The sequence below is a fragment of the Desulfofundulus thermobenzoicus genome (genome assembly GCF_009428905.1).
Classification (GTDB): Bacteria; Bacillota; Desulfotomaculia; order Desulfotomaculales; family Desulfovirgulaceae; genus Desulfofundulus_A; species Desulfofundulus_A thermobenzoicus.
Genome location: NZ_WHYR01000057.1, coordinates 1 through 25,067, shown reverse-complemented (window position 1 = coordinate 25,067; position 25,067 = coordinate 1). Strand labels below are relative to the sequence as shown.

Annotated in this window: 29 protein-coding genes; 23 read left to right on the top strand and 6 right to left on the bottom strand. The window is 49.8% G+C overall.

Annotated elements, in window-relative coordinates:
* Positions 1-462: 462 nt before the first annotated feature.
* Positions 463-1,302, bottom strand: coding sequence for a competence protein CoiA family protein (locus tag GFC01_RS15600; RefSeq protein ID WP_152948093.1), 840 nt, complete (start codon positions 1,300-1,302; stop codon positions 463-465).
* A gap of 34 nt (positions 1,303-1,336) precedes the next feature.
* On the opposite strand from GFC01_RS15600, the gene GFC01_RS15595 reads away from it, so the two are divergent.
* The gene (locus tag GFC01_RS15595; protein WP_152948092.1) at positions 1,337-2,023 is read left to right on the top strand and encodes a hypothetical protein; all 687 of its coding nucleotides are present in this window, start codon (positions 1,337-1,339) and stop codon (positions 2,021-2,023) included.
* Positions 2,024-2,031: 8 nt separating this feature from the next.
* On the opposite strand, the gene GFC01_RS15590 is transcribed toward GFC01_RS15595, so the two are convergent.
* The gene (locus GFC01_RS15590) at positions 2,032-2,358 is read right to left on the bottom strand and encodes a helix-turn-helix domain-containing protein (RefSeq protein WP_152948091.1); all 327 of its coding nucleotides are present in this window, start codon (positions 2,356-2,358) and stop codon (positions 2,032-2,034) included.
* A 164-nt stretch (positions 2,359-2,522) separates the two neighbouring features.
* Between GFC01_RS15590 and GFC01_RS15585 the strand changes: the two genes are divergently transcribed.
* Both GFC01_RS15585 and GFC01_RS15580 read left to right on the top strand, forming a co-directional pair.
* Positions 2,523-2,759: a helix-turn-helix transcriptional regulator gene (locus GFC01_RS15585; protein WP_152948090.1), complete on the top strand. Its 237-nt coding sequence runs from the start codon at positions 2,523-2,525 to the stop codon at positions 2,757-2,759.
* Between the two features lie 374 nt (positions 2,760-3,133).
* Positions 3,134-3,544, top strand: a complete 411-nt coding sequence (locus GFC01_RS15580) for a sigma-70 family RNA polymerase sigma factor (RefSeq protein ID WP_152948089.1) — start codon at positions 3,134-3,136, stop codon at positions 3,542-3,544.
* Here the strand turns inward: GFC01_RS15580 and GFC01_RS15575 are convergent.
* On the bottom strand, positions 3,541-4,356 hold the full coding sequence (locus tag GFC01_RS15575) for a hypothetical protein (RefSeq protein ID WP_152948088.1): 816 nt from the start codon (positions 4,354-4,356) through the stop codon (positions 3,541-3,543). The two genes, GFC01_RS15580 and GFC01_RS15575, sit on opposite strands and share 4 nt — an antisense overlap.
* Before the next feature lie 34 nt (positions 4,357-4,390).
* On the bottom strand, positions 4,391-4,711 hold the full coding sequence (locus GFC01_RS15570; RefSeq protein ID WP_152948087.1) for a helix-turn-helix domain-containing protein: 321 nt from the start codon (positions 4,709-4,711) through the stop codon (positions 4,391-4,393).
* Between the two features lie 135 nt (positions 4,712-4,846).
* On the opposite strand from GFC01_RS15570, the gene GFC01_RS15565 reads away from it, so the two are divergent.
* Positions 4,847-5,059, top strand: a complete 213-nt coding sequence (locus GFC01_RS15565) for a helix-turn-helix domain-containing protein (RefSeq protein WP_152948086.1) — start codon at positions 4,847-4,849, stop codon at positions 5,057-5,059.
* A gap of 375 nt (positions 5,060-5,434) precedes the next feature.
* Here the strand turns inward: GFC01_RS15565 and GFC01_RS15560 are convergent, their stop codons facing one another.
* Positions 5,435-5,773: a helix-turn-helix domain-containing protein gene (locus GFC01_RS15560; RefSeq protein WP_152948085.1), complete on the bottom strand. Its 339-nt coding sequence runs from the start codon at positions 5,771-5,773 to the stop codon at positions 5,435-5,437.
* A 124-nt stretch (positions 5,774-5,897) separates the two neighbouring features.
* On the opposite strand from GFC01_RS15560, the gene GFC01_RS15555 reads away from it, so the two are divergent.
* From GFC01_RS15555 to GFC01_RS15540, 4 genes are all read left to right on the top strand, one after another.
* Positions 5,898-6,107 (top strand): helix-turn-helix domain-containing protein, encoded by a 210-nt coding sequence (locus GFC01_RS15555; RefSeq protein WP_341474039.1) that lies wholly within the window; start codon positions 5,898-5,900, stop codon positions 6,105-6,107.
* A gap of 146 nt (positions 6,108-6,253) precedes the next feature.
* A complete protein-coding gene (locus GFC01_RS15550) occupies positions 6,254-6,490 on the top strand; it encodes a hypothetical protein (protein ID WP_152948083.1) in 237 nt (78 codons plus the stop codon).
* A 940-nt stretch (positions 6,491-7,430) separates the two neighbouring features.
* Positions 7,431-7,823 (top strand): hypothetical protein, encoded by a 393-nt coding sequence (locus GFC01_RS15545; protein ID WP_152948082.1) that lies wholly within the window; start codon positions 7,431-7,433, stop codon positions 7,821-7,823.
* A gap of 830 nt (positions 7,824-8,653) precedes the next feature.
* Complete coding sequence (locus GFC01_RS15540; protein ID WP_207707632.1) at positions 8,654-10,015, top strand: DNA methyltransferase; 1,362 nt, start codon at positions 8,654-8,656, stop codon at positions 10,013-10,015.
* A gap of 136 nt (positions 10,016-10,151) precedes the next feature.
* Here GFC01_RS15540 and GFC01_RS15535 read toward each other — a convergent pair whose 3' ends face one another.
* Positions 10,152-10,856, bottom strand: coding sequence for a hypothetical protein (locus tag GFC01_RS15535; protein WP_152948081.1), 705 nt, complete (start codon positions 10,854-10,856; stop codon positions 10,152-10,154).
* Between the two features lie 67 nt (positions 10,857-10,923).
* Between GFC01_RS15535 and GFC01_RS15530 the strand changes: the two genes are divergently transcribed.
* The 15 genes from GFC01_RS15530 to GFC01_RS15465 all read left to right on the top strand — a co-directional run bounded on the left by GFC01_RS15530 (position 10,924) and on the right by GFC01_RS15465 (position 24,841).
* A complete protein-coding gene (locus GFC01_RS15530; RefSeq protein WP_152948080.1) occupies positions 10,924-11,124 on the top strand; it encodes a hypothetical protein in 201 nt (66 codons plus the stop codon).
* 610 nt (positions 11,125-11,734) lie between these two features.
* Positions 11,735-12,637 carry a tyrosine-type recombinase/integrase gene (locus GFC01_RS15525; RefSeq protein ID WP_152948079.1) on the top strand — a complete coding sequence of 301 codons (903 nt, stop codon included), beginning with the start codon at positions 11,735-11,737 and terminating at the stop codon, positions 12,635-12,637.
* A 125-nt stretch (positions 12,638-12,762) separates the two neighbouring features.
* Entirely contained in the window at positions 12,763-12,942 is a 180-nt protein-coding gene (locus GFC01_RS19525) for a tyrosine-type recombinase/integrase (protein ID WP_341474038.1), read from the top strand.
* Between the two features lie 25 nt (positions 12,943-12,967).
* The gene (locus tag GFC01_RS15515) at positions 12,968-14,044 is read left to right on the top strand and encodes a hypothetical protein (protein WP_152948078.1); all 1,077 of its coding nucleotides are present in this window, start codon (positions 12,968-12,970) and stop codon (positions 14,042-14,044) included.
* A complete protein-coding gene (locus tag GFC01_RS15510) occupies positions 14,013-14,384 on the top strand; it encodes an ASCH domain-containing protein (protein ID WP_152948077.1) in 372 nt (123 codons plus the stop codon). Before GFC01_RS15515 ends, GFC01_RS15510 begins: the two co-directional genes overlap by 32 nt.
* A 152-nt stretch (positions 14,385-14,536) precedes the next feature.
* Positions 14,537-14,869 (top strand): metal-dependent hydrolase, encoded by a 333-nt coding sequence (locus tag GFC01_RS15505; protein ID WP_152948076.1) that lies wholly within the window; start codon positions 14,537-14,539, stop codon positions 14,867-14,869.
* 30 nt (positions 14,870-14,899) lie between these two features.
* The gene (locus tag GFC01_RS15500; protein ID WP_152948075.1) at positions 14,900-15,295 is read left to right on the top strand and encodes a hypothetical protein; all 396 of its coding nucleotides are present in this window, start codon (positions 14,900-14,902) and stop codon (positions 15,293-15,295) included.
* Positions 15,296-15,313: 18 nt separating this feature from the next.
* Positions 15,314-15,664: a hypothetical protein gene (locus tag GFC01_RS18845; protein WP_194174984.1), complete on the top strand. Its 351-nt coding sequence runs from the start codon at positions 15,314-15,316 to the stop codon at positions 15,662-15,664.
* A gap of 14 nt (positions 15,665-15,678) precedes the next feature.
* Entirely contained in the window at positions 15,679-15,981 is a 303-nt protein-coding gene (locus GFC01_RS18840; protein WP_194174983.1) for a PrgI family protein, read from the top strand.
* Between the two features lie 281 nt (positions 15,982-16,262).
* On the top strand, positions 16,263-16,775 hold the full coding sequence (locus GFC01_RS15490) for a hypothetical protein (protein ID WP_152948073.1): 513 nt from the start codon (positions 16,263-16,265) through the stop codon (positions 16,773-16,775).
* Positions 16,720-18,585: an ATP-binding protein gene (locus GFC01_RS15485; protein WP_194174982.1), complete on the top strand. Its 1,866-nt coding sequence runs from the start codon at positions 16,720-16,722 to the stop codon at positions 18,583-18,585. The genes GFC01_RS15490 and GFC01_RS15485 overlap by 56 nt, the downstream gene beginning before the upstream one ends.
* Complete coding sequence (locus GFC01_RS15480) at positions 18,575-19,051, top strand: hypothetical protein (protein WP_152948071.1); 477 nt, start codon at positions 18,575-18,577, stop codon at positions 19,049-19,051. The genes GFC01_RS15485 and GFC01_RS15480 overlap by 11 nt, the downstream gene beginning before the upstream one ends.
* Positions 19,041-21,071 (top strand): hypothetical protein, encoded by a 2,031-nt coding sequence (locus GFC01_RS15475; RefSeq protein WP_152948070.1) that lies wholly within the window; start codon positions 19,041-19,043, stop codon positions 21,069-21,071. The genes GFC01_RS15480 and GFC01_RS15475 overlap by 11 nt, the downstream gene beginning before the upstream one ends.
* A gap of 293 nt (positions 21,072-21,364) precedes the next feature.
* Positions 21,365-23,062: a M23 family metallopeptidase gene (locus tag GFC01_RS15470; RefSeq protein ID WP_152948069.1), complete on the top strand. Its 1,698-nt coding sequence runs from the start codon at positions 21,365-21,367 to the stop codon at positions 23,060-23,062.
* A gap of 45 nt (positions 23,063-23,107) precedes the next feature.
* Positions 23,108-24,841 carry a sensor domain-containing diguanylate cyclase gene (locus tag GFC01_RS15465; RefSeq protein ID WP_152948068.1) on the top strand — a complete coding sequence of 578 codons (1,734 nt, stop codon included), beginning with the start codon at positions 23,108-23,110 and terminating at the stop codon, positions 24,839-24,841.
* Positions 24,842-25,067: the final 226 nt, after the last annotated feature.

Genomic DNA, 25,067 nt, shown 5'->3' with positions numbered 1-25,067 from the left:
CCTTATTATGGGAGTTGGACAGGACTACCTGCACATCCCCATTATAAGGAGTTTTTTCTTTGTGGAAAAGGATTTTTCATAAATTTAGGTCTTGACAAATAAAAATTTTATTTATGCAACGTTAGTGATGCTGCAGTTTTAATGTATGGCTCGAACAGCAAAGAAAACAAGGAACGCATTTACCGCTTAGCGCGAACGCTTAGGAATAAAGGATACAATGTTTATTCAATTGCTGGCCGGTATTATCATTGTGACATGGACAATAGAAGAATGTTAGAAATTTCTATACAGAAACAAGTTCAGGCAGCTTCAATCATGCAAAATGCTCTATTATTGAAAAGCAAAGCAGAAAAAATGAGTTATGAAGCTAAAAAGAGGTGTTAGTGAGCGGACAAAGGGAAACCGGGCGACAGGTCCACAGGCAGGGTATCTGCCCCGGGGCGTGCCGTCAGGGCGGTAATTTTAAGTAAATACATAGATTTGTTTATTGAATCTGACTCGCATTTCTGCTTTGTTATAACGCTCGTTAAATTTGATTTTCCCTCGTGCCAGTATTGGTTTTCCTTCTAATTGTTCCTTGGTAAGAGTGAACCATTTAAAGTCTCCAGCAAAAACAAATATATCAAAAGGTTTTAGGCCATCTTGTGTGTCAAGATTAACAAACATAACCTTTTCCGTTTTTATAACAGAACGCACTACTCCGTAGATTATGAAATCAATATTGGTATATTTATTTCCTAATGCGATTTCTGTTGCCTTATCTTGGTCAATAACAATATCTGTAAAAGAAAAAAGTTCTCCCTGTTGTGTAAAAGTGATTCTAGATAAATCTTCAGGTTTGTTTTTAAGTAATCTGGCGATTTGTGATAAGGAAGTAATTCTTTTAGGAAGGGTGCTTCTCTTTTTGGAATACTTATAAGCATAAGTAAATTTCTTTTTCGGGTGGCTCTCGTCAATCTCATCAATCGATCCATGAGGAATCTGTTCTTTGTTGTCTGGTGCAAAATCTAATTTAATTAAGTATTTATCTTCTGAATCCATTTTGCTCATATCCGTAGTATATTTGTTAATGGTTTTAAGGGAATCAAAGATAATTAGTGTTCTCCTTTCTTTGCAATCTTCTTTGTGAATTGATTCGCCACGTCCGGTAGTTTTAAAAAAAGGTTCTCTATTGCCCTGGTCTGATCCGACATAAATAACTGGTTTCTTACATGACACGCAAAATAGTTTTTCGCCGTGAATTAACTGATCATATTCTTTGGCGTTAATTATTTTCCCGTTTGGTAATAAGGCATTCTGCATTTTATGGCCTCCAACAGAAAGGTGGTAATAAGAGTTGAAAATCAATCCGTTTGTTTATGATCATCCGGGAAGGTACGCAGCATATTATCTTGAAGGAACCGCATACCACGAACTGACATGCGCTGTTGAATTGCTGACAAAGGTAGCACCACAATACACCCATGAAGACGTCTACAAATTTTTAACTGATAGAACTTACAGGAGTCAACTCCTACAGGTATCTCAGGACACTGATCTAAACAACCAATGGAATTCATACGAGAAAGAAATCCCTAAAAAGAACTGGTATAAAAAGGCAGTTGGTATTGTACGGCGGTTGGTGTATTTAAAGGACCCGGAACCTATTAAAGCAGACAGTAAAGAATGGCAAATTTATAATGCAGTTGTCAATTCCAAACAGTACGTTATTCCCGTTGTTTATCAAAAGTTGATGCCTGAAGAACGTCCCGACAGATATGATGTTCTTGATAAAGAAATATTGCTGTTCCGTTTTAAAACCTACGGTTTTAGGTTTATTAGTATTCCAATCGCGATGATGGGCAATAATGTCCCTTACCTTGAGGTCGAATTAGAATATTATCATACTTACCAAAAAGGGTTGTTGGAAATCTACCTGCCCTATGACGAAATGAAAAATCTGTACCAGGCGATTTTTAATAAGGAATACCCGAAAAAATATCACTACGGTAAATTTCATTACAATGGTTTAGAAAGTATTTGAGGAACTGGCTACCCTTGATTATTGGCAAGCCATTCCTCCATAACCTCCAGCAGTATCTTCCGCTGCCGGGGGGTGAGCCGCCGGGCGGCATCAATGATTTGCCGCATATCGGGTGTCATCTCGACTCCCTGATCTTCGGACGGGGCAAAAAAATCATGAAGGGTGATACCCAAGGCATGGCATATTTTATCCAGATTTTCCAAGGAGCATTTTTTAGTGCCGGCCTCAATGCCGGAAACAAAGCTCTGAGCGACACCAATTTCTTGAGCGAGTCGTGAGACGGTAATCTTTTTGGCCGTCCGAATTTCACGAATCCTGTTTCCTATATCAATCATATTTTGTCCTCCAACGATAACCTGAGGGTCATAAACATTATAGACCAGTTGCCGCAGTAGCGAAATGGCCTTAAGAAAATATCACCCGGAGGATATAAATTTACTTGACTGCATAACCTAAAGGTGATAATATTTATACAGGGCATATCCGGGAGGTGGTGATTATGGTAAAGGAAATAGTCGATAATCTCAGAGCAATACGTGTGGCAAATAAAATTTCCCAGGAAGAATTGGCTAGGGCAACCGGAGTCAGCCAAAAGCACATAAGCAATATTGAAAACCATAAAGACACGCCCACCATTGAAACTCTCCAGAAGCTAGCCCGGGGATTGGGGGTTGAAATTAGTTTAAAGCTTCTGGATAAGAATCATATCGAGGCCGATGCTTTACCGCGAAATTGAAATTGATTCAATATGGTCACTATATCTTATCATAAACCGGTAATCATTACCATATGCAGGCAAATATAGCCAGCCCGGGCGGGACGAGCCCGCCGGGCGAAACAGGGAAAAAACAGTCAACCAAAGGGGATGGTGCTAGTAGCAAAAACAAAGCTGCAGAACGCATTTCTGCTTACTGAACGGGCGCTGGAAATAGGGTTGCCGAAGGAGCAGAGAAGCAGGCTGGAGCAATCGTTCAACGAGTTGAAAAACCATGTATTAAGGATGTTTGGGTAAAAGGGAAACCGGGCGACAGGTTCAAATGCAGTGTGTCTGCCCCGGGGCGTGCCGCCAGGGCGGAAGAAAAAAATAATTAGACAGGGGGTTATGGAACATTGGAAAACCATGATATTGATTCTATTATAAATAATCTCCACCAGTTAAATGAAATTGAATTACGCAAACTCGCAAAGAGTCTTCTATCACATGACTATTCGTTTGAAGAAATTGCTAAAACATTGGGGGTTACTGAAAAAAACGTTTGTAATTGGCTTTGTAGCTCAACATTAACGGAAGCTGAATGGGAAGAGATGAAATCAATACTTGAACAAGCCAAAAGGGATGCCGGGCCATCGGAATGTGAAAAGTGTCTGTGTAATATTTGCTGTCGATATGTTGATTTTGAGTCTTGCAATGAATATAGTTTCGACCGAGAACTAGGTGGGTGTGAAAAAGGAGGCTGTATAACTTGCAATGGACATATGAGGAATAATTGTGATGATTTTATAAAAAACAACAGTTATTAGTTTTTAGTGAACTTCCTTAAGATAACTAATTGGTGTTTGATAGAAAACAATTCGGCTTGATATCCATATTTTGATTTTTCTATATAGGCATAACAGATAAATAAAGCATTAGAAATAGAATCAATGCATTCTATATTTTTATCTAAATAATTTTTATGAATAAAGAGCCTAAAATCGGATGAGTTGCCATATTTACCGCTCTTAGTCAAAAGAAAAACACAATGTCCTGATGGGAAATAAGGCTTAAAAGTGGAAGCTCTTAAAATAAAAGGGCCAGGACCGTATGTGTTAATACGCTCAATTGCTTGATCTTGTGTTCCAAATATTTCTTTTAAAATAACCGTGGAACCATCTTCTACTTTAATAGGTATATTTTCATAATCAGGGCGCAGGTTATATCTGTTATCGTGGTCCAATAGATCGTAAATTGTATAGATGAATTTTCTACTTCTAGGGCTAGTAAAATGTTTGGCTTGTATGTTTTTGTTATAATCAGGTTTGCCATGTTTCTCGTGATTTAACATTGCTCTTGGCAGTATGGTTGATACTAATAATTCTATATCACCACGACCAGAAGTTGATGATACATTATCGCATAAATTTGGGATCTCGCAGTTGGCATCATGGGGTTGGTTAGGCCAATTTTTAAAATGTGGATCCATATGTCCCTTGCCTCTTGAAAACTGAACCTTTACGCCACATGAATAACATGTAAACAGTCTTGTGTTAAATTCATTATAATGCTGATCAACATACAGGGCGCTAACCGGCAATGATTCGCCAGGATATTGTGCATGGGTCATCCTAGGCACGATTGTTTAATCCTCCATAAGTTTTATGATATGGCTACCCTTGATTATTGGCAAGCCACTCCTCCATAACCTCCAGCAGCAGTTGCCGCTGCCGGGGGGTGAGTTGCCTGGCGATGGCAATCATGCGCCTGACGTCTGCCGGCAATTCCTCCCCCTGACCATCCCCGGCGAAAAACTCGGCGAGGGACAGGCCCAGGGCGGAGCAAAGCTTACGTAGCGTATGTTCGGTAGGTGATTTTATACCACGCTCAATTTCATTCAGGTAAGTAAGCGATATGCCGGACTTTCTGGCGAGGGCAGATCTACTAATTCCCAGCTGTTGACGTAGTTGCTTAATTCTGCTCGGTGTATCCATGCAATCATCCTCTATAGCGAATAATACCCTACTTTTTCCCGGCAAACAATGGTATAAAAATATCTATAATATCCGTTTTAGTGTATTGACAATTATACGCCATAGCGTATAATTGAATTAGGCAGGTGTTAATCAATGACAAAACTTCAACAAATAAGACAACAAAGAGGTATGTCAGTAACAGAACTGGCCAGGAAGTCCAAGGTTGCGTACTCGTACATTTACGAAATCGAGCAGGGTAGCAAAAGCCCTACCATCCGTACACTTCAAAAACTCGCCGTTGCTCTGGGCGTCAAGGTAAGCGACCTTTTGGATGAAGAGCTGGCCACCGGCACAGTAGGGAGATGAGCCAGAAACCCGGCGGGTATGGTCACTATATCTTATCATAAACCGGTAAACATTACCATATGCAGGCAAATACAGCCAGCCCTGGTGTGGTGACCCGCCGGGCGAAACAGGGAAAAAACAGTCAACCAAAGGGGATGATTACAGTAGCAAAACCAAAACCGCCACCGGAAGGGGGGTGGCAGAAACGTTCATCGCAGGGGTTATTCTGGTTGCCGTCTGCGCCAGTCTGGCCGACAGCCGGGGCGCGGCGGAATGGGTGGCCCTGGCCGGCAGCTTGGCCGGGGCGGGAATGATCGGCCTGGACTCAATCAGTCAAAACAGGCCGGAAAAAAGAAAAAGGGCTTTCGCCCCAAGACTCCAGTCAAAGTATACCAGCTACTTCTTGTTTTGGGCAATCCACTCTTCCATAACCTCCAGCAGTATCTTCCGCTGCCGTGGGGTAAGCTGCCTGGCGGTATCAAGGATTTGCCGCAGATCAGGGGATAACGCAGTTCCCTGATCTCCGGACGGGGCAAAAAAGTCTTGTGAGATAAGGACGAAAGGAGAAACCTCTAAGGCCTTACATAACTTAAGGATGGTATCCCATGTTGGAGAAGTATTCCCGATTTCAATTTCACGTAATGTTGATTGAGCTATGCCGGCAAGTTTAGCCAATTTTGTTGTACTGTAATTTCGCTCTTTCCGCAACTGAACGATTCGATTGGCAATGTCCATAAGGTAATTTTTCCTTTCAACGAAATACCGTTATTCATTATTCATTGTAGCCTATTTTTTAAAGCCATAAGTAACGAAAAACCATTGACAATAAACGAAATTTCGTTTATTATAAAGAACGGAGGTGACAAAATTGTTTGGAGATCGGCTTCGTTATTACCGAAAGAAAAAGAAGCTTTCTCAACGGGAGCTTGGGCAAATAATTAATAAACCACAAACAACCATTTCAGAATGGGAAAGAGGGAAGATGGTTCCTGATATTAATGAAGCAGCAAGACTGGCAACAGCCTTAGAAGTAAAGTTATCCGATCTTTTAGAGGATCAGGCTTGTTAGCTAAAAACAGGACGGTTTTGGTTTAATATACCATATTCAGGCAAATAAAGCCATCCCGGGCGGGACGAGCCTGCCGGGCAATAATTGAAATTTGCGGGAAAGGAGATGGTAGCGACGAAAAAACCAAAACCGCCACCGGAAGGGGGGTGGCAGAAACGTTCATCGCAGGGGTTATTCTGGTTGCCGTCTGCGCCAGCATGGCCGACAGCCGCGGCGCGGCGGAATGGGTGGCCCTGGCCGGCAGCTTGGCCGGGGCGGGAATAATCGGCCTGGCTTCAATCGGCCAGGGCAGACAGACAAAAAGAAAAAGGGCTTTCGCCCCAAGACTCCAGTCAAAGTATACCAAACGCTTAGGAAGAAGTCAACGGCAATTAGTTAGCTAAACCCTCTCCTTCCCCTGAAATGGGCCGGGCTCCGGCCCGGCCCGAGTAAAAATGCTGCGCCGTTCGGGCACCCGGGCGTGGACAAAAACCCGTCCGACAGCTGCGGCGGCGCGGCAAACAAAGAACCTCTTGCCTTGTTCCGTTCATTAACCCGGACGGCATAGGGGAGGAGATTCTTTCTATTGCAGGGAGGTCTCGGCCTCCGCCGTGACGTGTGGCGTGTTCCAAGCAGAAAGCGCGGAAGCTGCGAAAACGGCTGCACAGGGCCTTAGTCCCCTTGGGGATGACAGGGGTATGCAGTACGGGCGTGGCGGCCGCGCCGGAAGCGAGGGGCGAGTGCCCGACGGTCCGGCTTTGAGGGTTATATGCCGCGATAATATTCGAACCCTCTTGCTCATCCGGGGGCAACATGACTTCCTGGGCCTTTGGCCGGGGAGCCCGGACCGGCAGGTATGGTCAGCCTGCTCAAGCTGGTACGGGGTCGCGCCCGCTACCTTACCCACTACATAACGGGGACAGCAGATACAAGCTAACAAACTTAAAGCGTTTTTGCTTTAAGTAGCGCCTGCAGCGAAATGACGCTCAGCTTGCACCCTTCCCCGGCCCTTTTATCCCTGGGGGGAAGCGTGGATCAAGTAGGAGGCGATATCCGGCGCAACCGCGCCCTTGTGGCGCGGAATCCGGCCCGATGGTCAACGCCTCCCCGTGGCGGGCCGGGGACCCGGTTTAAGCCGGGACGAAGAGTGACCAAGATCAAGCAAAGGGGGAGCAGTATGCGCGTGCCGAGCAGTCCCGAAACCCGCGAGGAAATTAAGAAATTTGCCCGTCGTGCCGTTCGGCGGTGGGGAAGACGCGCCGTCAAGGAATATCCCATTCCTCCAAGGTTCACCCGTTGGAAAGAATACTGCTTCTTGCACTTGAGAAAAGAGTTGATGCAGGGATGAACGGCATCAGCGAGTTGGTAAAAAGCTACCGCATGGCCATTACCCCGGCTGCCCGTTTTACGGTTCTCCGCCGGGCGTGGAGCATATCGGGACGCGAAGGTGTAAAGGCGGTGGCCCTGGCTACGGGATTAAACCCTGATCACGTACTTCGAGCATTTCAAGAGTGGCTCAAAGCCCGCCGGCGGGCAGAGCGAGGGAAGATGCCCGTGACCGTGATTCCACCTCCCGCGCCTCTTGACGATATCGGCGAAGTGGCAAAACTGGCCGCCGGCGGTGGAGTGGAAACACATAGTGGCGGCAAGCGCACAAGTTGGAAGAATAGCTCCGGTCACTTTAAAAGCGCGGCCGGCGGGCAGGCATGGGATGCTTTATTGGGTGGATCAAGATGATGAATATTGGCCGGGCGCCGGGAGGCGCGGCCGAATGGGAGGTTGTTTGAGTGGCTAACTGGATTAAAGGTGAGGGCTGGATAGGAAAATACGCAGGCAGGGATGATAAGTGCCTTGGTTGTGGTAGTAAGACAGATTGTGATTGCCGATGGGTAGAGTGCCCTATATGCGGAGAATTATGCTGGGTTGGCAAGGGTAATGAGCTGAATTACGATTATACTTGCTACAAGGGATGCGGCTATTCTGCGCGAGGATATGATGAATTAAATGATTTACTGGACTAAAAATTTCGTAGGGGGGTGGCCTGACGGCGCGCTTTCCATAGTATAAGGGTCCATGGGTCCCGCGCCGTTATCAGTTATGAAAAATCCAACTTTCGGGATCTACCAGCAGGACGACGAAAAGTCCGATTACGGCCGCGACGTTGCAGATCCCCGGGTGAACGTGGAGTATCAAGCTCTGGCCAGGGTGAACCATCGAGAAGATAGGTACCCCGTTGCCAGTATAGATTTTGTATTGAGGATGCTTCCGGACATGACCACCGAGGTGATGGTGAATGAGAACGGTTGCGTTACGGTTTGGAGAAATCCTCCGGGGCCATGCCTTGACACGAGCAGGCGGCAGATGTTATGTGACGGCCATGTGCCGAGTTGCGAGCCATATAGAGGTGTGACTCCAAATGAGCAAGCCATGGGTTTCTCGCCAAGCGGCTGTAAGGAATATAATAAATGCAGTCGAAACTGGAGGAAAAGGACAATTCGCCGGGCTTAATTCACCCGGCTTAAATTTTTATAGTATTCACAGAAAGGGCTACCCAGCCTGGAGGACATGTGGGTGCTGGGGAGCACGGACATCTGGGTAAAGCCTCGGTTCCAGTCGTATATCAACAATCTATCTATCGTAACGGGCAGGGATTTTTTGTGAGCCACCACCGTTTCATAGTCGGCCACGTGCTGGAAGTTTTGCGGGACATGCCCGATGAGTGCGTTCACTGCGTGGTAACATCTCCCCCGTATCTCGGCCTTCGCGATTACGGGCTTCCTTCGGTATTCTGGCCGGAAGTGGAATACGTACCCATGCCCGGCCTGCCGCCCATAGATATTCCCGCATGGGAAGGCCAGCTGGGCCTGGAACCCACACCAGAAATGTACGTAGCCCACCTGATCCTGGTTTTCCGGGAGGTCAGGCGGGTGCTGCGGAAGGATGGGACGCTTTGGCTGAACCTGGGCGATACCTATGCGGCAGGTGGGAATGGAGGACACCAGCCATCAGCGACCTTCCACGGGCACAATGGACGGCGCTGCCTCACGGGCCCGCGAATCGCACCTACCCGCCTCAAGCAGAAGGACCTCGTGGGCATTCCCTGGCGCGTCGCTTTTGCCCTGCAGGCCGACGGCTGGTGGTTGCGTTCGGACATCATCTGGGCAAAACCTAACCCGCTACCGGAAAGTGTAAAAGACAGGCCGAGTAAGGCGCATGAGTACGTGTTCTTACTAACGAAGAGCGAAAAATATTTCTATGATGCCGAAGCGATTAAGGAAGAAGCAACAACTCATTTCCATGACAAACGATACGGGCCCGGCGGCTCGCGGGATCGGTCAAATGAACCTTGGAATTTAAATGGGCCCTTGAAGCCACATGGTGGTTTCAAAACACTGGATACCACTAAAGGCCGGAATAAACGTTCTGTATGGTGGATACCAGCGAAACCATTTCCTGAGAGCCACTTTGCGGTTTTTCCGCAAGCACTTGTAAGGCCGTGCATCAAGGCGGGGACGAGCGAACACGGTTGTTGCCCGGAGTGCGGGGCACCGTGGGAGCGGGTGACCGAGCGCGTTAGGCAACCCCGCGGGGATTGTTTTGGCAAGCGTCAGGGTGCCCTTGACCACGGACAGGCTGGATTGCCGTTCATGCAGGTTGTAAGTGCGTTAACCATCGGCTGGCGTCCCACATGTTCCTGCGGTATCGAAGAAACCATCCCATGCGTCGTTTTAGACCCCTTTGGCGGGGCGGGCACTACCACGTTGGCCGCGATGTCCCTGGATAGGGACAGCATCTACATCGACCTGAAGCGCGAGTATGTGGAGATGGCCTTAAAACGGTGCGGGTTTAAAGAGGGGAATCTGTTCGACACGCACACGTTTGATGTAGTCGATTTTTCGCACAGCAGTTCGGAAACCCTTGGCATTTGATAAAGTGCACAGTTTTATTGAAGTACGTATTTTTGATTGAATAACTGTCGGGCTTAAATCGCCCGGCTTTTTTGTTCTTAAGGGGTGATGCCCGTGATAGAAATTTTTCACGTTTTCGGTGGCGGCAGCCATTTTACTAAAACTTAAAGTTTTCATCTTTAAGATATGATTTTTGAACTAACTGAAAAGCATTTGCCTTTTTATAATATGTTGCATTAGCCATATGATTTATTTCGTTTAGCATAATATAATAAAACTTATCAAAACCACTTGAGAATAAAGAGTGTTCAATAACTGTTTGCTCTGAAAAAATTACTGCATGAATGTTATTAATATTATTTTTTATTTTAAATGTAAGTCTATGGTTTCCATCAATTACAAGGTAATGGTATTGATTAAACAAAAAAGGCACCATAACTATTGGTTCTTCGGACTTTGAATAGGAATCAACATTTGTATCGACCGGAGTCCAATTAATAGCAGTATTCTTTCGTATAAACTCATCAATTGGAATAAATATACTCTCCGGTTTAGCCATTGAAATAATTTTGTTAGCAATAGATACTCGAAAATGAAGGAGTATTTTGTTGCTTCGATGTTCAATTGGTAGTTGAAATATTTCTGGTTCAGACTGCAGAAGTAGGCGTAATTTTAAAATAGAACCTTTAGTATTTAATTGATTTCTTATAACGTTGTCACAATTTTCTAATTGCTTCATCCATCTTTTGAGATATTGAATTTGAAGATTCCTGTCTGATAAAATCCTTTGAGCATTAAACTCATTAAATAAATCCAAGTAGTTAATAGAATAATGACTAAATTCTATAAAATCAAATGGCATTATAAAACATCCTTTCATAAGATCTTATGTATTTTACTTTGTAATACTAAAAGGGGGTACTATCTATATGAGTAAATTAAGCAATGATTGGTTGGTAAAATGCAATAATTCCAAAACAGAATTAGGAGGTATTCTTCTAGGTTATAAAAAAGAGAATAAACCCGTTTTTATCGACTTCAAGAATAGAGACTCTGATCTTGGAAATAAGAATTTTCTTTTCATTATTGGTAAACCGGGATCGGGAAGGAGATGGTTTTATGAATTGTAATGGAAGTAAATCGTTTGGTTTAATCTCTAACAGCTTAGTACCTAATACGGATGCCTCCTTTTTAAAACAAATAATAGCTATTCGAGAAAAGGAATATCTTGCGTGGATAAAAAGACAATTATTGCAAGTATTTACGAAACCCACCAAGTTTTACTATGAGAGGGATTGTTGGTATTAGGAGTATGGTCCAGGATGAAGAAGAAGGCATATTTAATACCCCCATACTCAATTCAAGGAGTGAGAACAACTTGACAGCTTCCGATTTTTTTGATCTGGCAAATAAACTGGTCGCAGATTATAAACCATTTATTATTGTTATAATCGTACTGGCATATGCACTTATTGTTTTAAAAATGTTTGACAGATGATCTCAGCACCGAACCCCGAAAGCTCTTTATTGTTGTTTTTTTATTCGGATTCTGTCTCAAAAACTTAACCGTTGGAATCTATTGGAAGATAAGTTATAATATGTTGTTTAAGAGCATTGATTAATATATAAGCTAAGAGAGAGTTGCTAGGGAACCGTATTAACAACTACAGTTAACATACATTAACCGAAGAAATGACCGGCTGATAAAGCGATTTTCGTCCTTTTGGGAGGCGCTAACGCATGAAAATTACTTCGGTTAATTATTTTGATGGATTTTTTGCGTGGCTCCGTGATCAGAAAGGGGCGACCGGAAACACCGCCAGGGCGTACAGGCATGCCCTGGCGTGTTTTTCTGCCTGGTGGCGGGACATCTATGGTTCCGAACCGACCCCCGGGGACGTGACCGGCATTGACCTGCGAGATTACCAGGAATACCTGCAGAACGTAAAAAGAAATCGGCGGGGGAGACCTTTGAAGCCGGCCACCGTCAAACTCTACATGGAGGCGCTGCAGGTATTTTTAAAATGGGCGCGGGAAGCGGGCCACGTCGGCCGACTGCCCAATTTCCCAAAGGCTGTCCAGGAACAGAAAGGACCTCCCAAGGCCCTGGACAGGAACGAACAAAACCGCCTTCTCCGGGAAGTGGAACGGCGGGGGAAAAACCGGGATATCGCCCTGGTCCGGCTGTTGCTCAGTTGCGGCCTGCGGGTGAGCGAAGCGGTAAGCATAAAAATGGCCGACCTGGACATTGGCGAGCGGCACGGCGTTTTGACCGTGCGCGGCAAGGGCAACAAGTACCGGGAAGTACCTGTGCCGCCGGAGGCCCGTCGGGCGGTGAGGGCGTGGCTTGAGGAACGGGGGAAGAAGCACCCGAATAGCGAATACATCTTCCCCGGCAGGAACGGTGGTCACGTCACTGCCAGGTACGTTGAGCATTTAATCAGAGACCTGGGCCGCTTCGCCCGGTTGGAGATTCACCCGCACGTTTTAAGGCATACAGCGGCCACCAACATGATCGAAACCGGGGCCGACCTGGTGACGGTGGCGCAAATCTTGGGCCACTCCAGCCTGAACGCCACGGCGATCTACACAAAGCCAAACGTCAGGAGGATGGCGGAGGCCCTAGAAAGGGGGGAGGCGTAGGAACCTTTTCAAATTTTGACAAGGATTTTTTGATAAAACAACGAAATAATTAAGCGAAGAAAAGCGGTCCCATGACCAGGCGGGCGGCGGAAAAAGCCCTGGCAAAGTACGCCTAGCTGGCCGGGGTGGAGGCGACCCCGCACCGACTGCGGCACACCTTCTGCAAGATGCTGGTGGACGCGGGGAAGAGCCTGGACCGCGTGGCGGTTTTAGCGGGTCATTCTAATTTGAACACGACGGCGAGATATACCAGGCCAGGGGCGAAAGATTTAGAAAGAGCGATGGAAAAGCTGGCGTGGGAATAAAACCCATCTGCAGAGGAGGGGTGATATGATTAAAAAGTTTGATTATCTTCCGTTTGCTAATTGCGATTTAACGGATCCGTTTTTTAAATCTCTAAAGGATGACTATCCGGAGTTCCCGCAATGGTTTGCTAAGAAAATCGAAAATAAAGAAAAGGCGTTCGTTTATAAGGATGAATTAGGTATTCGGGCGTTTTTATATCTCAAGAAGGAAGATGAGCCTATTGAGTTAAAGGGCGGCATGCTACCTTCTAAGAAGAGGTTAAAGATAGGAACTCTCAAATTAGATGATCGAGTGCGGGGGCTACGTTTAGGTGAGGGAATAATTGGTATAGCTTTGTGGAAATGGCAAGAGATGGATGTTAGTGAAATATATGTGACGATCTTTCCGAAACATGAGGTGCTAATTAGTCTTATAGAAAAGTTTGGGTTTAAAAAAGTAGGTATCAATGATAGAGGGGAAAATATATATTTAAAAAGCAAGAGCGATCTTGATTCATCAGATCCTTTTAAACTGTTTCCATATATTAATCCCAATTTCACGAAAGCGGGCTACATACCAATATATGACGAATATCATGATACCCTTTTTCCATATTCAGAATTATTTAATACCAAACAAGAGGTTCAAGAGATAGCAGCGGCAAATGGCATAACGAAAGTTTTTATAGGAGCTCCCTCAAGTAAGTTACACCATAAAGTAGGAGAACCTGTTCTTATATATCGCATACATACTGGTTCTCAGCCAAAACAATATAAGTCTGTTGTAACATCCTTTTGTACCATAACAAATTTGACTGTTATAAGGCAAAGCAAAAGAGATTTGATAGGCTTTGAGGATTATTTGAAATTAGCCGGAAATAAGACTGTTTTTTCTTTCGAAGAGTTAAAGGATCTATATTATAAGAAAGCAAATCTTGTGATTATAGAGTTGATTTATAATGGCTTTTTCGGCAAAGGTAAAAACATAACTTACAAAACTATTAAAGATAGTGGTTTATTTGAGGGTTATCCTTACAATGTGCAACTATCAAAAGAAGACTTTATAAGTATTATACGGATGGGTGGAAAAGATGAGAAGAATGTTATTGCCTATTCATCCTGAGCATGTTATAAATATCCTAAGTGGCACTAAAAAATATGAATATAGGAAAATAAAATCAAGATATAGTGATATAGATAGAATAATTATTTATTCAACCACTCCTGTTAGAAAGGTGGTGGGAGAAGTTCAAGTTGTTAATATTATAATGGGTTCACCTGAATCTGTTTGGGAAGAGACAAAAGAATATTCGGGGATAAGTAAAGATTATTTTGATGATTATTATAGTGGAAAAGAGTTTGCTGTTGCTTATGAATTAGGAAAAGTCTTTAGATATAAAGAACCAAAGGATCTGATGGAATTTGGCATAAAATATCCGCCACAATCCATGGTATATATTTAAATTGAGTTAGCACATTTAAATGATCCCTGGGCACTCGCCCGGTTTTTTTATGCAGGAAACCGCTGCTTTCGGGAGGGGCGGCGGTGGCGGAATAACCTCCCGGAGGTCCGTGGAAAGCGGGCCTTTTGCTTTTTTTGGGGGGTGATGATGAAATGCTCTGGCGCACGCATTTTTTAGCCGGCGCTGCTGCCGGATTGCTCATGACCGGCCATCACGCCGACATAAAAACGGCGGCCATATCTGCAGGAGTGGCGGGTGTGATGACACTGCTGGCGGCATTTATGTTGCGATTCTGGTTTGCGCATGCACTGGCGGGCTACCTGAGCCACTTGATCATGGACAGCATGAATCCCCAAGGCGTGCCATGCCTATGGCCGTTTAAGAAGCATATCAGTTTGCCTTTAGTGGAAACGGGAAACCTGCTGGAAAAGGTGGTGGTGTCTCCGGCGCTTTTGCTTCTTTGTGGCTGGTTTTTGTTCAGGTAGGTAGCATGAGAAAAATGGGGGTTGGTGATAGTGTTGATGAATAAGGTTGGAGTTATCTTGCTCTTGATTGCTTTACTGCTGGCTTTTGCGACACCCGCCCTGGCGGACGACCAGCAGGCGCCGGTAACAACTCCGGCAACCGGTACGGGCGGGATTCAGCCGGTGAGCCCGGAGCAGTTTGCGCAGAAGGTTAACACCATGATTGACGGTGCCTATAAAGCGGCTGGTCCCGTGACTGACGCCGTGGCAAAGATCATGCTGGCCGTGGCTGGTGTTGCGGCGCTACTGGTGCTCTTCAGCGGGATGAAGCTGTTGCAAAGGGTGATCGGAGCCGTTCTTTGTGTAGGTTTTGGCCTGCTGTTGTTTTACGGTGCGCCGTACGTTGTCGGGTTGGTAAAGGGTCTGGCCCAGTATGCGACGAGGTAAAAGGAGGATGATGTAGGAGTGTTAAAAAAGGTCAAGAAATTTGCAAGTGTGCTTGGCACTATGATTGCCGGTATATTTGGAGCAGCGGTTCCTGCTTTTGCTGAACTTCAGTCACAGGATCCCAGCCAGCTAACAAATAGAATTATCGACCTGGTAAACAAGGTCGGTGTGCCCGTCGGCGGCGCATTGTTGTTCCTTTCCGTATGTGTGGCGGCCATAGAATTGATCATGTCCCGCGGAAGGCCCGAGAAACGGGCGGAAACGATGAGCGGTTTGCTGTACGTCGCTATCGGTGGGATCTTGCTCGGGGGCGCCCTGTTCTTTGCCGGGGTGTTCTTCGGCATCGGCAAGAACGTATTCGGCAGTTAAAGGGGAGATGGCTTATGCGTCTTTTTCCTGTCCCCATGGACTTGACCGAAGAGGAGAAGATCCTCGGTGGGGTGCTCTCCCTGCGTCAGGTGGTTTTCCTTCTGGGAGGCGGCGTCAGTGCCGCCCTCTCGATGGCTTTTCTGAGGCTGCTCCACGTGCCGTGGGCGCTCGCCTTTCCGGCGAGCGTCCTGTGGTTTATTGCGGGGGTTTACTTGAGTTTTGGATGGATAGCCGGTATAAGCGCGGACCAATACCTGATCAGGTGGTTTTCGTGGCGGAACCGGTGTCGCAGGTACGACTGGGGGGATGAGTTATAATAGTCGGGTTCGTCTTTTTTATCCTTGCGGTTGCAGTTGCTATATCACTTCCCTTCCTTCTGCGCTGGGCCGACAGGCGCGCGGAGGGCGGCAGGTGGCGGAAGGGCGAACGGGGGCAAAAGAAAAAAACGGCAGAGAAGAAAAACACGTCATCACTTCGCGATCTGTGGGAAGTAAAAGATGTCAGGGACGGCATCCTGCACCTAACGTACAACCGCTACCGAATGATATTACGGCTGACCCCGGTGAACTTCGACTTGCTCTCTGAAGGGGAACAACAAGTGGTTGAAAACGCATTGATGGCCGCGTGCCAGGGGATGGACTTCCCCGTGCAGTTTCTGTGTACAACGGAAGTGGTGGACACCAGGGTGGCAATAGCGGAACTTTACAGCCATATCGTAAAGGAGACGTCCGATGTGCGACGTTCCTACGCGGAAGTACTCTTGTCCTACCTGGACACGCTCATGTCGCAGCGCTCGGTGCTGGTCAGGCGCAGTTACGTCGTGGTCGGGTGTGATGGAGAACCTTACGAAAAAGCCCGTGGGATACTGGAACACCGGGCCGCGTCACTTACGGGCGCCATGTCCCGATCAAAAGTTACAGCGGTCGCGCTTTCCAGTGATGAGATAGTGGACCTACTGCACCACCTGCTTAACAGAAACTCTGCCGTGCGGCCATCCGACCTGGTGAACGCGGGCGCTCTGGACCTTTGCGTGAGCGGAAAGGGGGTGCTTGTCGGTGTTCAGGAGGGAGGGAAAACCGGTTCAGCCGCAGGAGCGGTTCTCGCTGGATGACGGCATTCCGGCGCTGCAGGATCTATTCATTCCAGATGGCCTTGAGGAAGGAAAAGACCGCCTATACCTCGGTCCTTCCAGGTATTGCCGGATCTTCATCATATCAAAGTGGCCTCGGAATGTGTATGTAGGGTGGCTGGATGAGATCTTCTCGGTGGGAAACGTCGACCTGGCGGTGTACATACGGCCAGTATCCGACAGAAAAGTGATAAGCAACCTCACGGACAAAGTAGTAACCGCCCAGAGCCAGTGGATCGTGGAGAAAAACAGGGGAGTTATAACCCGCCTGCCCGAACTGGAGAACATCATTCGCGATTTAGAGACCATCCGGGAGGCCATACAGTGCAACCGGGACAGGATGTTCCACGTCACCGTCCTGATCACGGTACACGGAGCCGGCGAGGATGATCTGAACACGAGGTGTGAGGCCGTCGAAAGCATACTGGCCCGCCGGGCGACTGAAGTCAGGCCGCTCACCTTCCGGCAGCTGGATGCGCTTAAGAGCGTCTTACCAGCCGGCAACCTGTGCGTTTACGGAAAAGGGACTTTCAGGAATCTCACCCTGGGCGGTGCGGCTGCCGTACTCCCGGTGTCAAGCGCCGTGCTTTCCCACCCTTCCGGGGTGTTCCTGGGGTTTACCAGCGCGGGCAGTCCCGTTTTCTTCGATCCCTTCATCGGGTCGCCGTGGCTGCCCAACCCGCACGTGGCCGTCTTCGGCTACACCGGCAGCGGGAAGAGCGTAACTTTGAAAGTGCTGACGGGGAGGCTCTCTCTGACAGGCGTCAGAACAATCATCTTCGACCTTGAAGCAGAATACAGGCGAGCAATTAAGCACCTCTATGGCGGTGAAACAGTTCTCGTAGAACCAGGCGTGCCGGCGGGAATGAACCCTCTGGAGATAGAGGCGGAGCGCGACCCGGACACGGACAAGGAATACGTGAACATCTCCGACAAGGTGGCGGATGTGCGGGCGTTAATTTCGACTGCCGTGCGCGGCTTCGCCAATCGTGCCCTGGAACCCGGGGAAGTGGCCGTACTGGAAGAGGCGGTGCGGGAACTGTACGCTGAAAGGAACATAACCTCCGATCCGGCCAGCCTTTACGAGCCCGGAGGCAGGAGGATTGGAGGGGACACCTACGCTATTGGGAACGTGAGGAAGCGGATGCCCACGCTGTCCGAACTACACGCTAAACTGGAGAAAAAGCCCGGAACCAGTAACCTGTGTCTGATACTGAAACCTTTTCTAAGAGGGAACTCCCTGGGGATGTTCGACTGCGAGACTTCGGTGGACCTGGAGGCGCCGGTGGTGGCGTTCGACTTTTCCAGGATAAAAGACGAGTTTACAAAACTGTACGCCATGTTCGTGGTGCTGAGCTGGGCATGGCACAAGTTCGCCCTGCGGTATGCCGGCAACAAAATGGTCATCGTGGACGAGGCATGGATGTTTGCCAAGTGGCCCGACTCGGCGAAGTTCCTGGAAACGCTGGCCCGCCGGGGCAGAAAGCATCATACGGGACTGGTGATAGCCAGCCAGCACGTGGAAGAGTTCCTGGCGCGGGAAGAAGGCAGGGCGGTCATATCGAGCTGCGCCACGCAGGTACTACTGGGCCAGAACCCGACGGTAGCCGACCAGGTAGCCGAAGAATTCAAACTGCCGGACGGAATGGGAGAGAGGCTGCAAACGTTTACGGACGGCAGGTGTCTTTTGAAGATGGGCAACGGCATGGCGGAAGTGCAGATAACGGTGCTGCCTTACGAGATGCAGTTCGTGCGGACCGGCAGTGGAAAGGATGGTGGATATGTTCAGTGAGTACGACCGGTGGGACGATTGTGCCGACCTCGTGTATGACCCGTATACCGGAAGATACGTCGAGCCCTGGAACGCCTGTGCGTGTGCTGATGGTGGTGAAGCCCTGGTCGGTGATGCCGTGCTGGGGATCCTGGCGGCCATGGAGTTTCTCTGGGGCATTGTGGTCGGTCTCATCCTCCTGGTCGCACACATTGTCCTGAAGATCATCGAATGGGACGACATCAGGCAGGAATACAAGCGCCTTCATGAAGAGAAAGAGCCTCTCGGCTACCAGTATGACGCGCACTTGAAGGAGTGGGGCACCGGCGTGCGGGAGAAGCTGGTCCTGACGGAATGGGGGCTCCTGCCGGAAGAAGAGATTTGCCGCCGGATGGAATTCCGGAGTTCACGTTCCCGCTCCGCCGGTACCGGTGAAAGGGGCCGCTGGCGGCTTGAAGGAAGCGGGATGGTTAAGGATGAGACGTAACCTCGCTTGCCTGCTCGCGCTGCTCTTTGCGCTGTTTGCCTTCTCGTTTCCCGCCTTTGCCGTTGACAGTTTCACCGCTGCCCGCAACGAAGACGGGAGCGTGACGCTCAAGTGGTCCGGCGGCGAACCCGGCAAAAAGCTCACGGTGCAGCGCAGTGTTGGCGACAGGTACGCGGGTGGCACCGACATCGCGGAAGTGCCCCAGGCGGACGGGAGCTATACCGACCGGACGGCCGATAGGAACACAACGTACACCTACCGGCTGCACTACGGCATAGGAGCGTATACGAGCGACGTTACGGTGCAACCGTACTCTCCCGGTCAGGGCAATACAGGCAACTCCTCGCCGGAACCGAAGGACGAGGGCGGTCTTTTCGAAAGAGCGATAGCGGCGGTTTTTGATAGCCTGTACATTGTGCTTTCGGGGTTGATGGGCCGCTGGGGCTTCATGTCAGTCGGAGAACTAATCCTGCAAGTGAAAGACAACGCTTACGACCTTGCGACGCCGGCTCCGTTTTCGCCGGAACAGTGGCGTATCCTGGACGGCCTTTACGGGAGCATGGCGGGAGTTGGCCTGGCGCTCTACCTGATCGCGGTGCTCGTCACGGCGGGCAGGTTTATTGGGGCTGGAACCGCGAAGAACCCTGACGCCAGGGCGGAGGCTGTCTCCCAGCTCTGGCGGATGTTTTTTGCGCTCATTATTATCGCCGCCGCGCCGGTTATCGTGCGGACGCTGTATATTCTGAACAACGCACTGGTGGAAGCCATCAGGACGGCTGCGGGCGGCAGTAATAATGTATCAAAAATCCTATCCAATGATTGGCTCGCAGGTCTGCAAACCGGGTCGGTGCTCGGCACGGCCCTGGTGAAGATTGTCTTCGTCTGGGCCGGGTTCTGGATTAACCTCATCTTCTGGGTGAGGGACTGGGTCGTTTCAGTTCTTTACGTCTTCACGCCTGTGATGGCGCTTTTATGGACAATGAACAAGAACGTTACCGCAGCGAGCGTTTGGCTCGGTGAGTTACTGACGAACACGTTCCTTCAGTCGGCATATGCTCTGGCTGCCGCGGTGATTGTGGTTTTTGTGGCGGTCGGCGATATAGGGTGGCCGCAGAAACTTCTCGGTGTCTATATGATAATCACCCTGGGGAATATGCTGCGTAACGGCCTGCAGGGACTATGGACCAGGTGGGCCGGGATTGAGGAAGAAAGTGTAGCGGGCAAGGCACTCGGCATGTTCGGGCTCGGCGGGGTGGCCGGCCTGGGACGTCTGATCACCGGGAGCGTATCCGCTTCATCCACGGCGGGTGCCCCCGGCGGCACGGGCGGCACCGGTGCCGCCGGCAGCTCGACCATAAACTTGCAGGGCACAGCGGCGCCTCCGGGAACCGCGAGCCCAACAGGAGCATCTCCAGGTACGGGCGCCGCAACCATTGGGTCGCCTCCGGGCTGGACGGTATCGCCCGGCGGCATTTACATCCCGTCGTCCGGCTCTGCGTCCGCGACGGGTTCGTCGGGATCCGCTCAGTCTGCTGCAGGTTTGTCGGGCTCCGTTCAATCTGCTGCGGGTGGACTTCCGGCCTCCGTCAATCCACTGATTAAATCTATGGACTACGGCAGGATGGCCAGGAATGTGGTTCAGGGCACCGTCTCCACCGTAGGGGCGGTGGGTGCGACCATGATGCCCGGCGGCCATCACATACTGCGGGTTGCGGCAAAAACCGCAGGCATGGCCGCGCAGGTTGCCGGTTACGCGGGAGGCATGGCGTATCACTCCTATCAGCGCGCCAGGCAGGGGGGCGGCGGAACGATGGAAACCGTGAAAAAGCTGCCCGGTGCCGCGATACAAACCCTCAAAGAAGGCACCGGTGTACAACAGGGAGGCATTCGTGGAGCCGCGAAGGCAGCCTTTAAGGCGACTACCGCCGCTACGATAGACGCCGTGTCGCCCAACTCCACGCCGGTGGTGGCCAAAAGATTAACCGGGTCGAGCCTTGACGGGTACAGATTCAGGCCCTGACGGTTGTCACGGGTTCAGGCAGGCCGGATAACATTGTCCGGCCTGCTCTTTTTTTCTTTTCGGGGGTAAGGAGGTGCCTACGGGTATGGAGAAAGTGTTCGTGATTTTCTGCGGATTGTGGTCGATTGTTGCAGTTGTTGTTATTGCAATATGGTTCATGCCGGCCTGTCCTTATTCCATGCGGTTTGGAAAAGGGTCTCTCTTTCTTGCTTTGTGGCTATTGTGGCTATTGCTGTTCTTTGTGCTTTTTCTCTTGTTTCTGTATTATTTCCGGTATTGGTAGGTGAGGACGGTTGGAGTGGTTCAGAAGGGCTGCCAGCAGGGCTGCAAAAAGGGTCGTTCGGGCCGGGGCGAGAAGACTTTTACTTCTACTCCTGCCGTATCTGGCCCCACTAGTTCCGTTTTTATTAGTCTTTTTCCTGGTGTCGGTTCTGATAGCGGCCACATACGCTGCCATGACTCCCCAAGGGGCAATGACCGGCGTTGATCCGTCCCCTGAAGACCAAAAAATTCAACAGCGGTACATAGAGCTGTGCAACAAATACAACGTCAAGGACACCTGGCTGGTCAGCGGGGAAAGTTCTCCCGGGAATCCCTGGTATCCTGGAAGAGGCGAATACCAACTCGGGGAAATGGTTGACCGCTACGGAAACGACATCAAGCTGAAACTGGAGTGGGGAACCGTTCACTCTACCGCCTTGTTCTGGGCCTACACATTCGGCAAATCCGAGATACCGGACCAGATCAGAGAAAAAGTGGCCAAAGACCTCCACCCTTATTACTACTACAAAAAATCCACCGTGACGGTTTGCGGCAAGGACGGCTGCGAGAGTTACACGGTATACCTCCTGGTGGAGGCATACACAATTCAGGGACATTACCAGTACCATTACGAATGGGTAACCGAAACCCACGGCGAAGGGGAAAACGCCGTAACCGTCACTTATGAAAGACTCAAAGACACCCAACAGATCCTCGCCAATAGGTGGCAGCGCCTGGAAGACTATCTCAAGGATTTCTACCAGCTGAAACCGGGTGACGACATGGCGCTCAACAGAACCATGGTCTGGGAGGCCGGGCTCGGCTTCAACGCACACAAAGAGTGGCTTGAGTGGCTGCTAAATAACTACAGCATCGGTTCTTTTACCTCATCGGCCATGATTCCCCCGGAATTGATGCCGCTATTTAAAGAAGCTGAAGAAAAGTACGGCATCCCCTGGTGGTTTCTGGCGGCGGTGGCCTTCAAGGAATCGTCGTTCAACTCGCAGGCGGAAAACCTAGAAACCCACTGTTACGGGCTGATGCAGGTTTCCCCGGAAAACTGGGAGCACTACGCCCCTATTCTGGGGTTCGACCCGGTAATGGACAAGGACAACCCCCGGGCGCAAATTATGGTCGGTGCGTACCTGCTGAAAAATTACCTGGGAAACGTAAACTGGGAGGGCGATTGGAAGGAACAGACTCTACCTGGATTGACCATGTATGGAGGATTTATTAAAATGCCGTTCGGCAAACCTTACAACTCACCGGAGGAATGGTGCCGGGCGGAGTACGCTTCGAAAATCTGGCAACTGGCCGATAACTTTCACAACGTGTCCGGCGCCTGGCCTGTGCCGGGATATAACAGGATATCGTCAAGTTTCGGCTGGCGCATCCATCCAGTATACGGTACGAAAAAGTTTCATGACGGCATAGATATTCCCGCCCCATCCGGCACGCCAGTGTTCTCCGCATCTGCGGGCGTAGTTATCACAGCCGGTCCTTACGGCGCATACGGCAACGCGGTAATTGTAAAAGACTCGCAGCATCTGTATCTTTACGGCCATCTTAGCAGTATATCCGTACAGGTCAACCAAACAGTGCAGCCCGGGCAGCAGGTAGGCGCGGTAGGCAACACTGGGGTATCCACCGGCCCGCACCTGCACTTCGGCGTGATGGACCTGGCCGGCAACCACTGGATAGACCCGCTGCTGGTAGTGCAGCCGCAGTAGCTACCGGGCACGTGCCCGGTTTTTCTTTTTTTTAGGGGTGATGTTATGCGCGTTCTGGTAGCCACTGGCATTGAAGAGCTCGACAGGGACATTTCAGCCGAACTGTCCGGTCAGGAAATAGATATCGCTGGCGAGTGCTACTACCGCAAGGGCCTTCTGTCGCTCGCAAAAGACCGCAAGGCGGACTCGGTGGTTCTCTCCCCCCACCTGCCCGGGCAGACTGATACAGTAGATCTGGTGAGGGAGATCCGCATGGCCGGCCTGCGCGTCGTACTCCTTCCCGGCCGCCGGGACGACCCCAAGGCAGTAGCTTTGGCCCGTAAGGCCGTGGCCCTGGGCGTCTACGACATCGTGTGGGACCCGGTCAGCCCGGCTGCGGTGACTTACCGGGTATCGAACCCGGCCACGCTGGCCGAAGCGGGCGTGGAGCCGGACGAAAATGCCGCCGGAATGCCAGAAAGCCCGGCGGTGAAAAAACAAGCCAGTGGAAAGCTGCTGGGAAAGCTGGCTGGCAAATTCAAACGCGGCCAGGACCGACGGGCAGAACGGTTCCGGAAAATTCTGGGTGCCTGCGATACCGCCTGCTGTTACGCCGCCGGCGCCGATGAGTGCGTTGCCGAACTGGACGCACAGACCGTCGAACGCATCCGTGCCCGAACAATGAAAATGCGGGAGATGTGGGACCAGGCCGAAAAGGACCCCCTGACCGGGCTTTTTAATCGCCGGTTTTTGGGAAAATATCTAGCGGAGCAGGAGCGGCGCTACCGGGAGACCGGGGTGCCATTTTCCTTGCTGATGTGCGACCTGGACCATTTCAAAGCCGTGAATGACACCTATGGTCACGACGCCGGGGACGCGGTGCTAAAGGAATTTGCCGCCTTTCTGGCCGGCGGCGTGCGTCAGGTTGACCTGGTTGCCCGGTACGGCGGGGAAGAATTTATTATTATCTTTACCGGGTTGGATGATGCCCGGGGGATCGCCGAAAGGTTATGCCGGGGATGGGCCGGACAGCGGATAAAGCTACCGGATGGCCAAGTAATCAGCTCCACCTTTTCCGGCGGCTTGGCCGTCATGGGCCGGGATGCGCGGGACGTTGGGGGGCTGATCAGGGCCGCCGACGGGGCATTGTATCGGGCGAAGGGAGCCGGGAGAAACCGGGTATCGGCGGCGTGTTCCGGGACAGCCCCTCAAAAAACAAAAATTACACGGGTACCTAAAATAATAACTGTATGGTCCCCACTGTCCATACCTATAGGCAAAACCTTTATAGCCGCCAACCTTGCCGCCGTCTTGACATGGAAAGGCTATTCCGTTTTATTGATAGTTCCTGGACCGGAAATAAAATGGTTTAATATGCAACCGGATTCTTTAGAAAAACTATTGGCGGATCCCCATAGGGCATGGAAAATGAGCGGGCGGTGCGAGGAAGTCCCGGGGGTAACGCTGGTTGCCGGCATTCCCAAAAGCGCAAAAAGCCTAAAAAGGCTCCCCGTTGACATAATTGTCATTGACGGCGTTAGTGCAATTTCTTCAGATTTGTTGCTGGCGGTAACCATTCCCGGGGGTACGCTTAACGGCGGCGTGCCGCCGGATGCTCAAAAAATAATTACCGTGGTTAACCGGGCCGCTCAATGCTATCAATCAACGGATAACCATATAGTCATACCCGAGCGTGCGGACGACGCCGCCCGGGGAATGAAACGGGGCATACCCCCGGTGATATATTCGAAAGAGCTTGCCGAAGCCTTCATAAAGCTCGAAACGGCCGCCGGACTTTAAGAAAGTGTAAGCGGTATAATAAAACGGATGAATTTCGGTCAATAAAAACGGATGATTTTTACCATCTCCTCTCAGCCAGCAGGTATAATTACTGGTTGACAGGGGGTGGAATAAAAATTGACGAGGTGGAAAATGTACGCCGAGATTCATCAATTAAAAGACATGGGGCTAAAAAAAGCCCAGGTGGCCAGAAGGCTGGATATCGATGTAAAAACGGTCATCAAAT

Excerpts from the sequence above, each read along its gene's own strand:
- GFC01_RS15600 (WP_152948093.1), bottom strand. The coding sequence starts at position 1,302 with ATGCAGAATGCCTTATTACCAAACGGGAAAATAATTAACGCCAAAGAA.
- GFC01_RS15590 (WP_152948091.1), bottom strand. The coding sequence starts at position 2,358 with ATGATTGATATAGGAAACAGGATTCGTGAAATTCGGACGGCCAAAAAG.
- GFC01_RS15585 (WP_152948090.1), top strand. The coding sequence starts at position 2,523 with ATGGTAAAGGAAATAGTCGATAATCTCAGAGCAATACGTGTGGCAAAT.
- GFC01_RS15570 (WP_152948087.1), bottom strand. The coding sequence starts at position 4,711 with ATGGATACACCGAGCAGAATTAAGCAACTACGTCAACAGCTGGGAATT.
- GFC01_RS15565 (WP_152948086.1), top strand. The coding sequence starts at position 4,847 with ATGACAAAACTTCAACAAATAAGACAACAAAGAGGTATGTCAGTAACA.
- GFC01_RS15560 (WP_152948085.1), bottom strand. The coding sequence starts at position 5,773 with ATGGACATTGCCAATCGAATCGTTCAGTTGCGGAAAGAGCGAAATTAC.
- GFC01_RS15545 (WP_152948082.1), top strand. The coding sequence starts at position 7,431 with ATGAACGGCATCAGCGAGTTGGTAAAAAGCTACCGCATGGCCATTACC.
- GFC01_RS15535 (WP_152948081.1), bottom strand. The coding sequence starts at position 10,856 with ATGCCATTTGATTTTATAGAATTTAGTCATTATTCTATTAACTACTTG.
- GFC01_RS15530 (WP_152948080.1), top strand. The coding sequence starts at position 10,924 with ATGAGTAAATTAAGCAATGATTGGTTGGTAAAATGCAATAATTCCAAA.
- GFC01_RS15525 (WP_152948079.1), top strand. The coding sequence starts at position 11,735 with ATGAAAATTACTTCGGTTAATTATTTTGATGGATTTTTTGCGTGGCTC.
- GFC01_RS15515 (WP_152948078.1), top strand. The coding sequence starts at position 12,968 with ATGATTAAAAAGTTTGATTATCTTCCGTTTGCTAATTGCGATTTAACG.
- GFC01_RS15510 (WP_152948077.1), top strand. The coding sequence starts at position 14,013 with ATGAGAAGAATGTTATTGCCTATTCATCCTGAGCATGTTATAAATATC.
- GFC01_RS15505 (WP_152948076.1), top strand. The coding sequence starts at position 14,537 with ATGCTCTGGCGCACGCATTTTTTAGCCGGCGCTGCTGCCGGATTGCTC.
- GFC01_RS18840 (WP_194174983.1), top strand. The coding sequence starts at position 15,679 with ATGCGTCTTTTTCCTGTCCCCATGGACTTGACCGAAGAGGAGAAGATC.
- GFC01_RS15480 (WP_152948071.1), top strand. The coding sequence starts at position 18,575 with ATGTTCAGTGAGTACGACCGGTGGGACGATTGTGCCGACCTCGTGTAT.
- GFC01_RS15475 (WP_152948070.1), top strand. The coding sequence starts at position 19,041 with ATGAGACGTAACCTCGCTTGCCTGCTCGCGCTGCTCTTTGCGCTGTTT.
- GFC01_RS15465 (WP_152948068.1), top strand. The coding sequence starts at position 23,108 with ATGCGCGTTCTGGTAGCCACTGGCATTGAAGAGCTCGACAGGGACATT.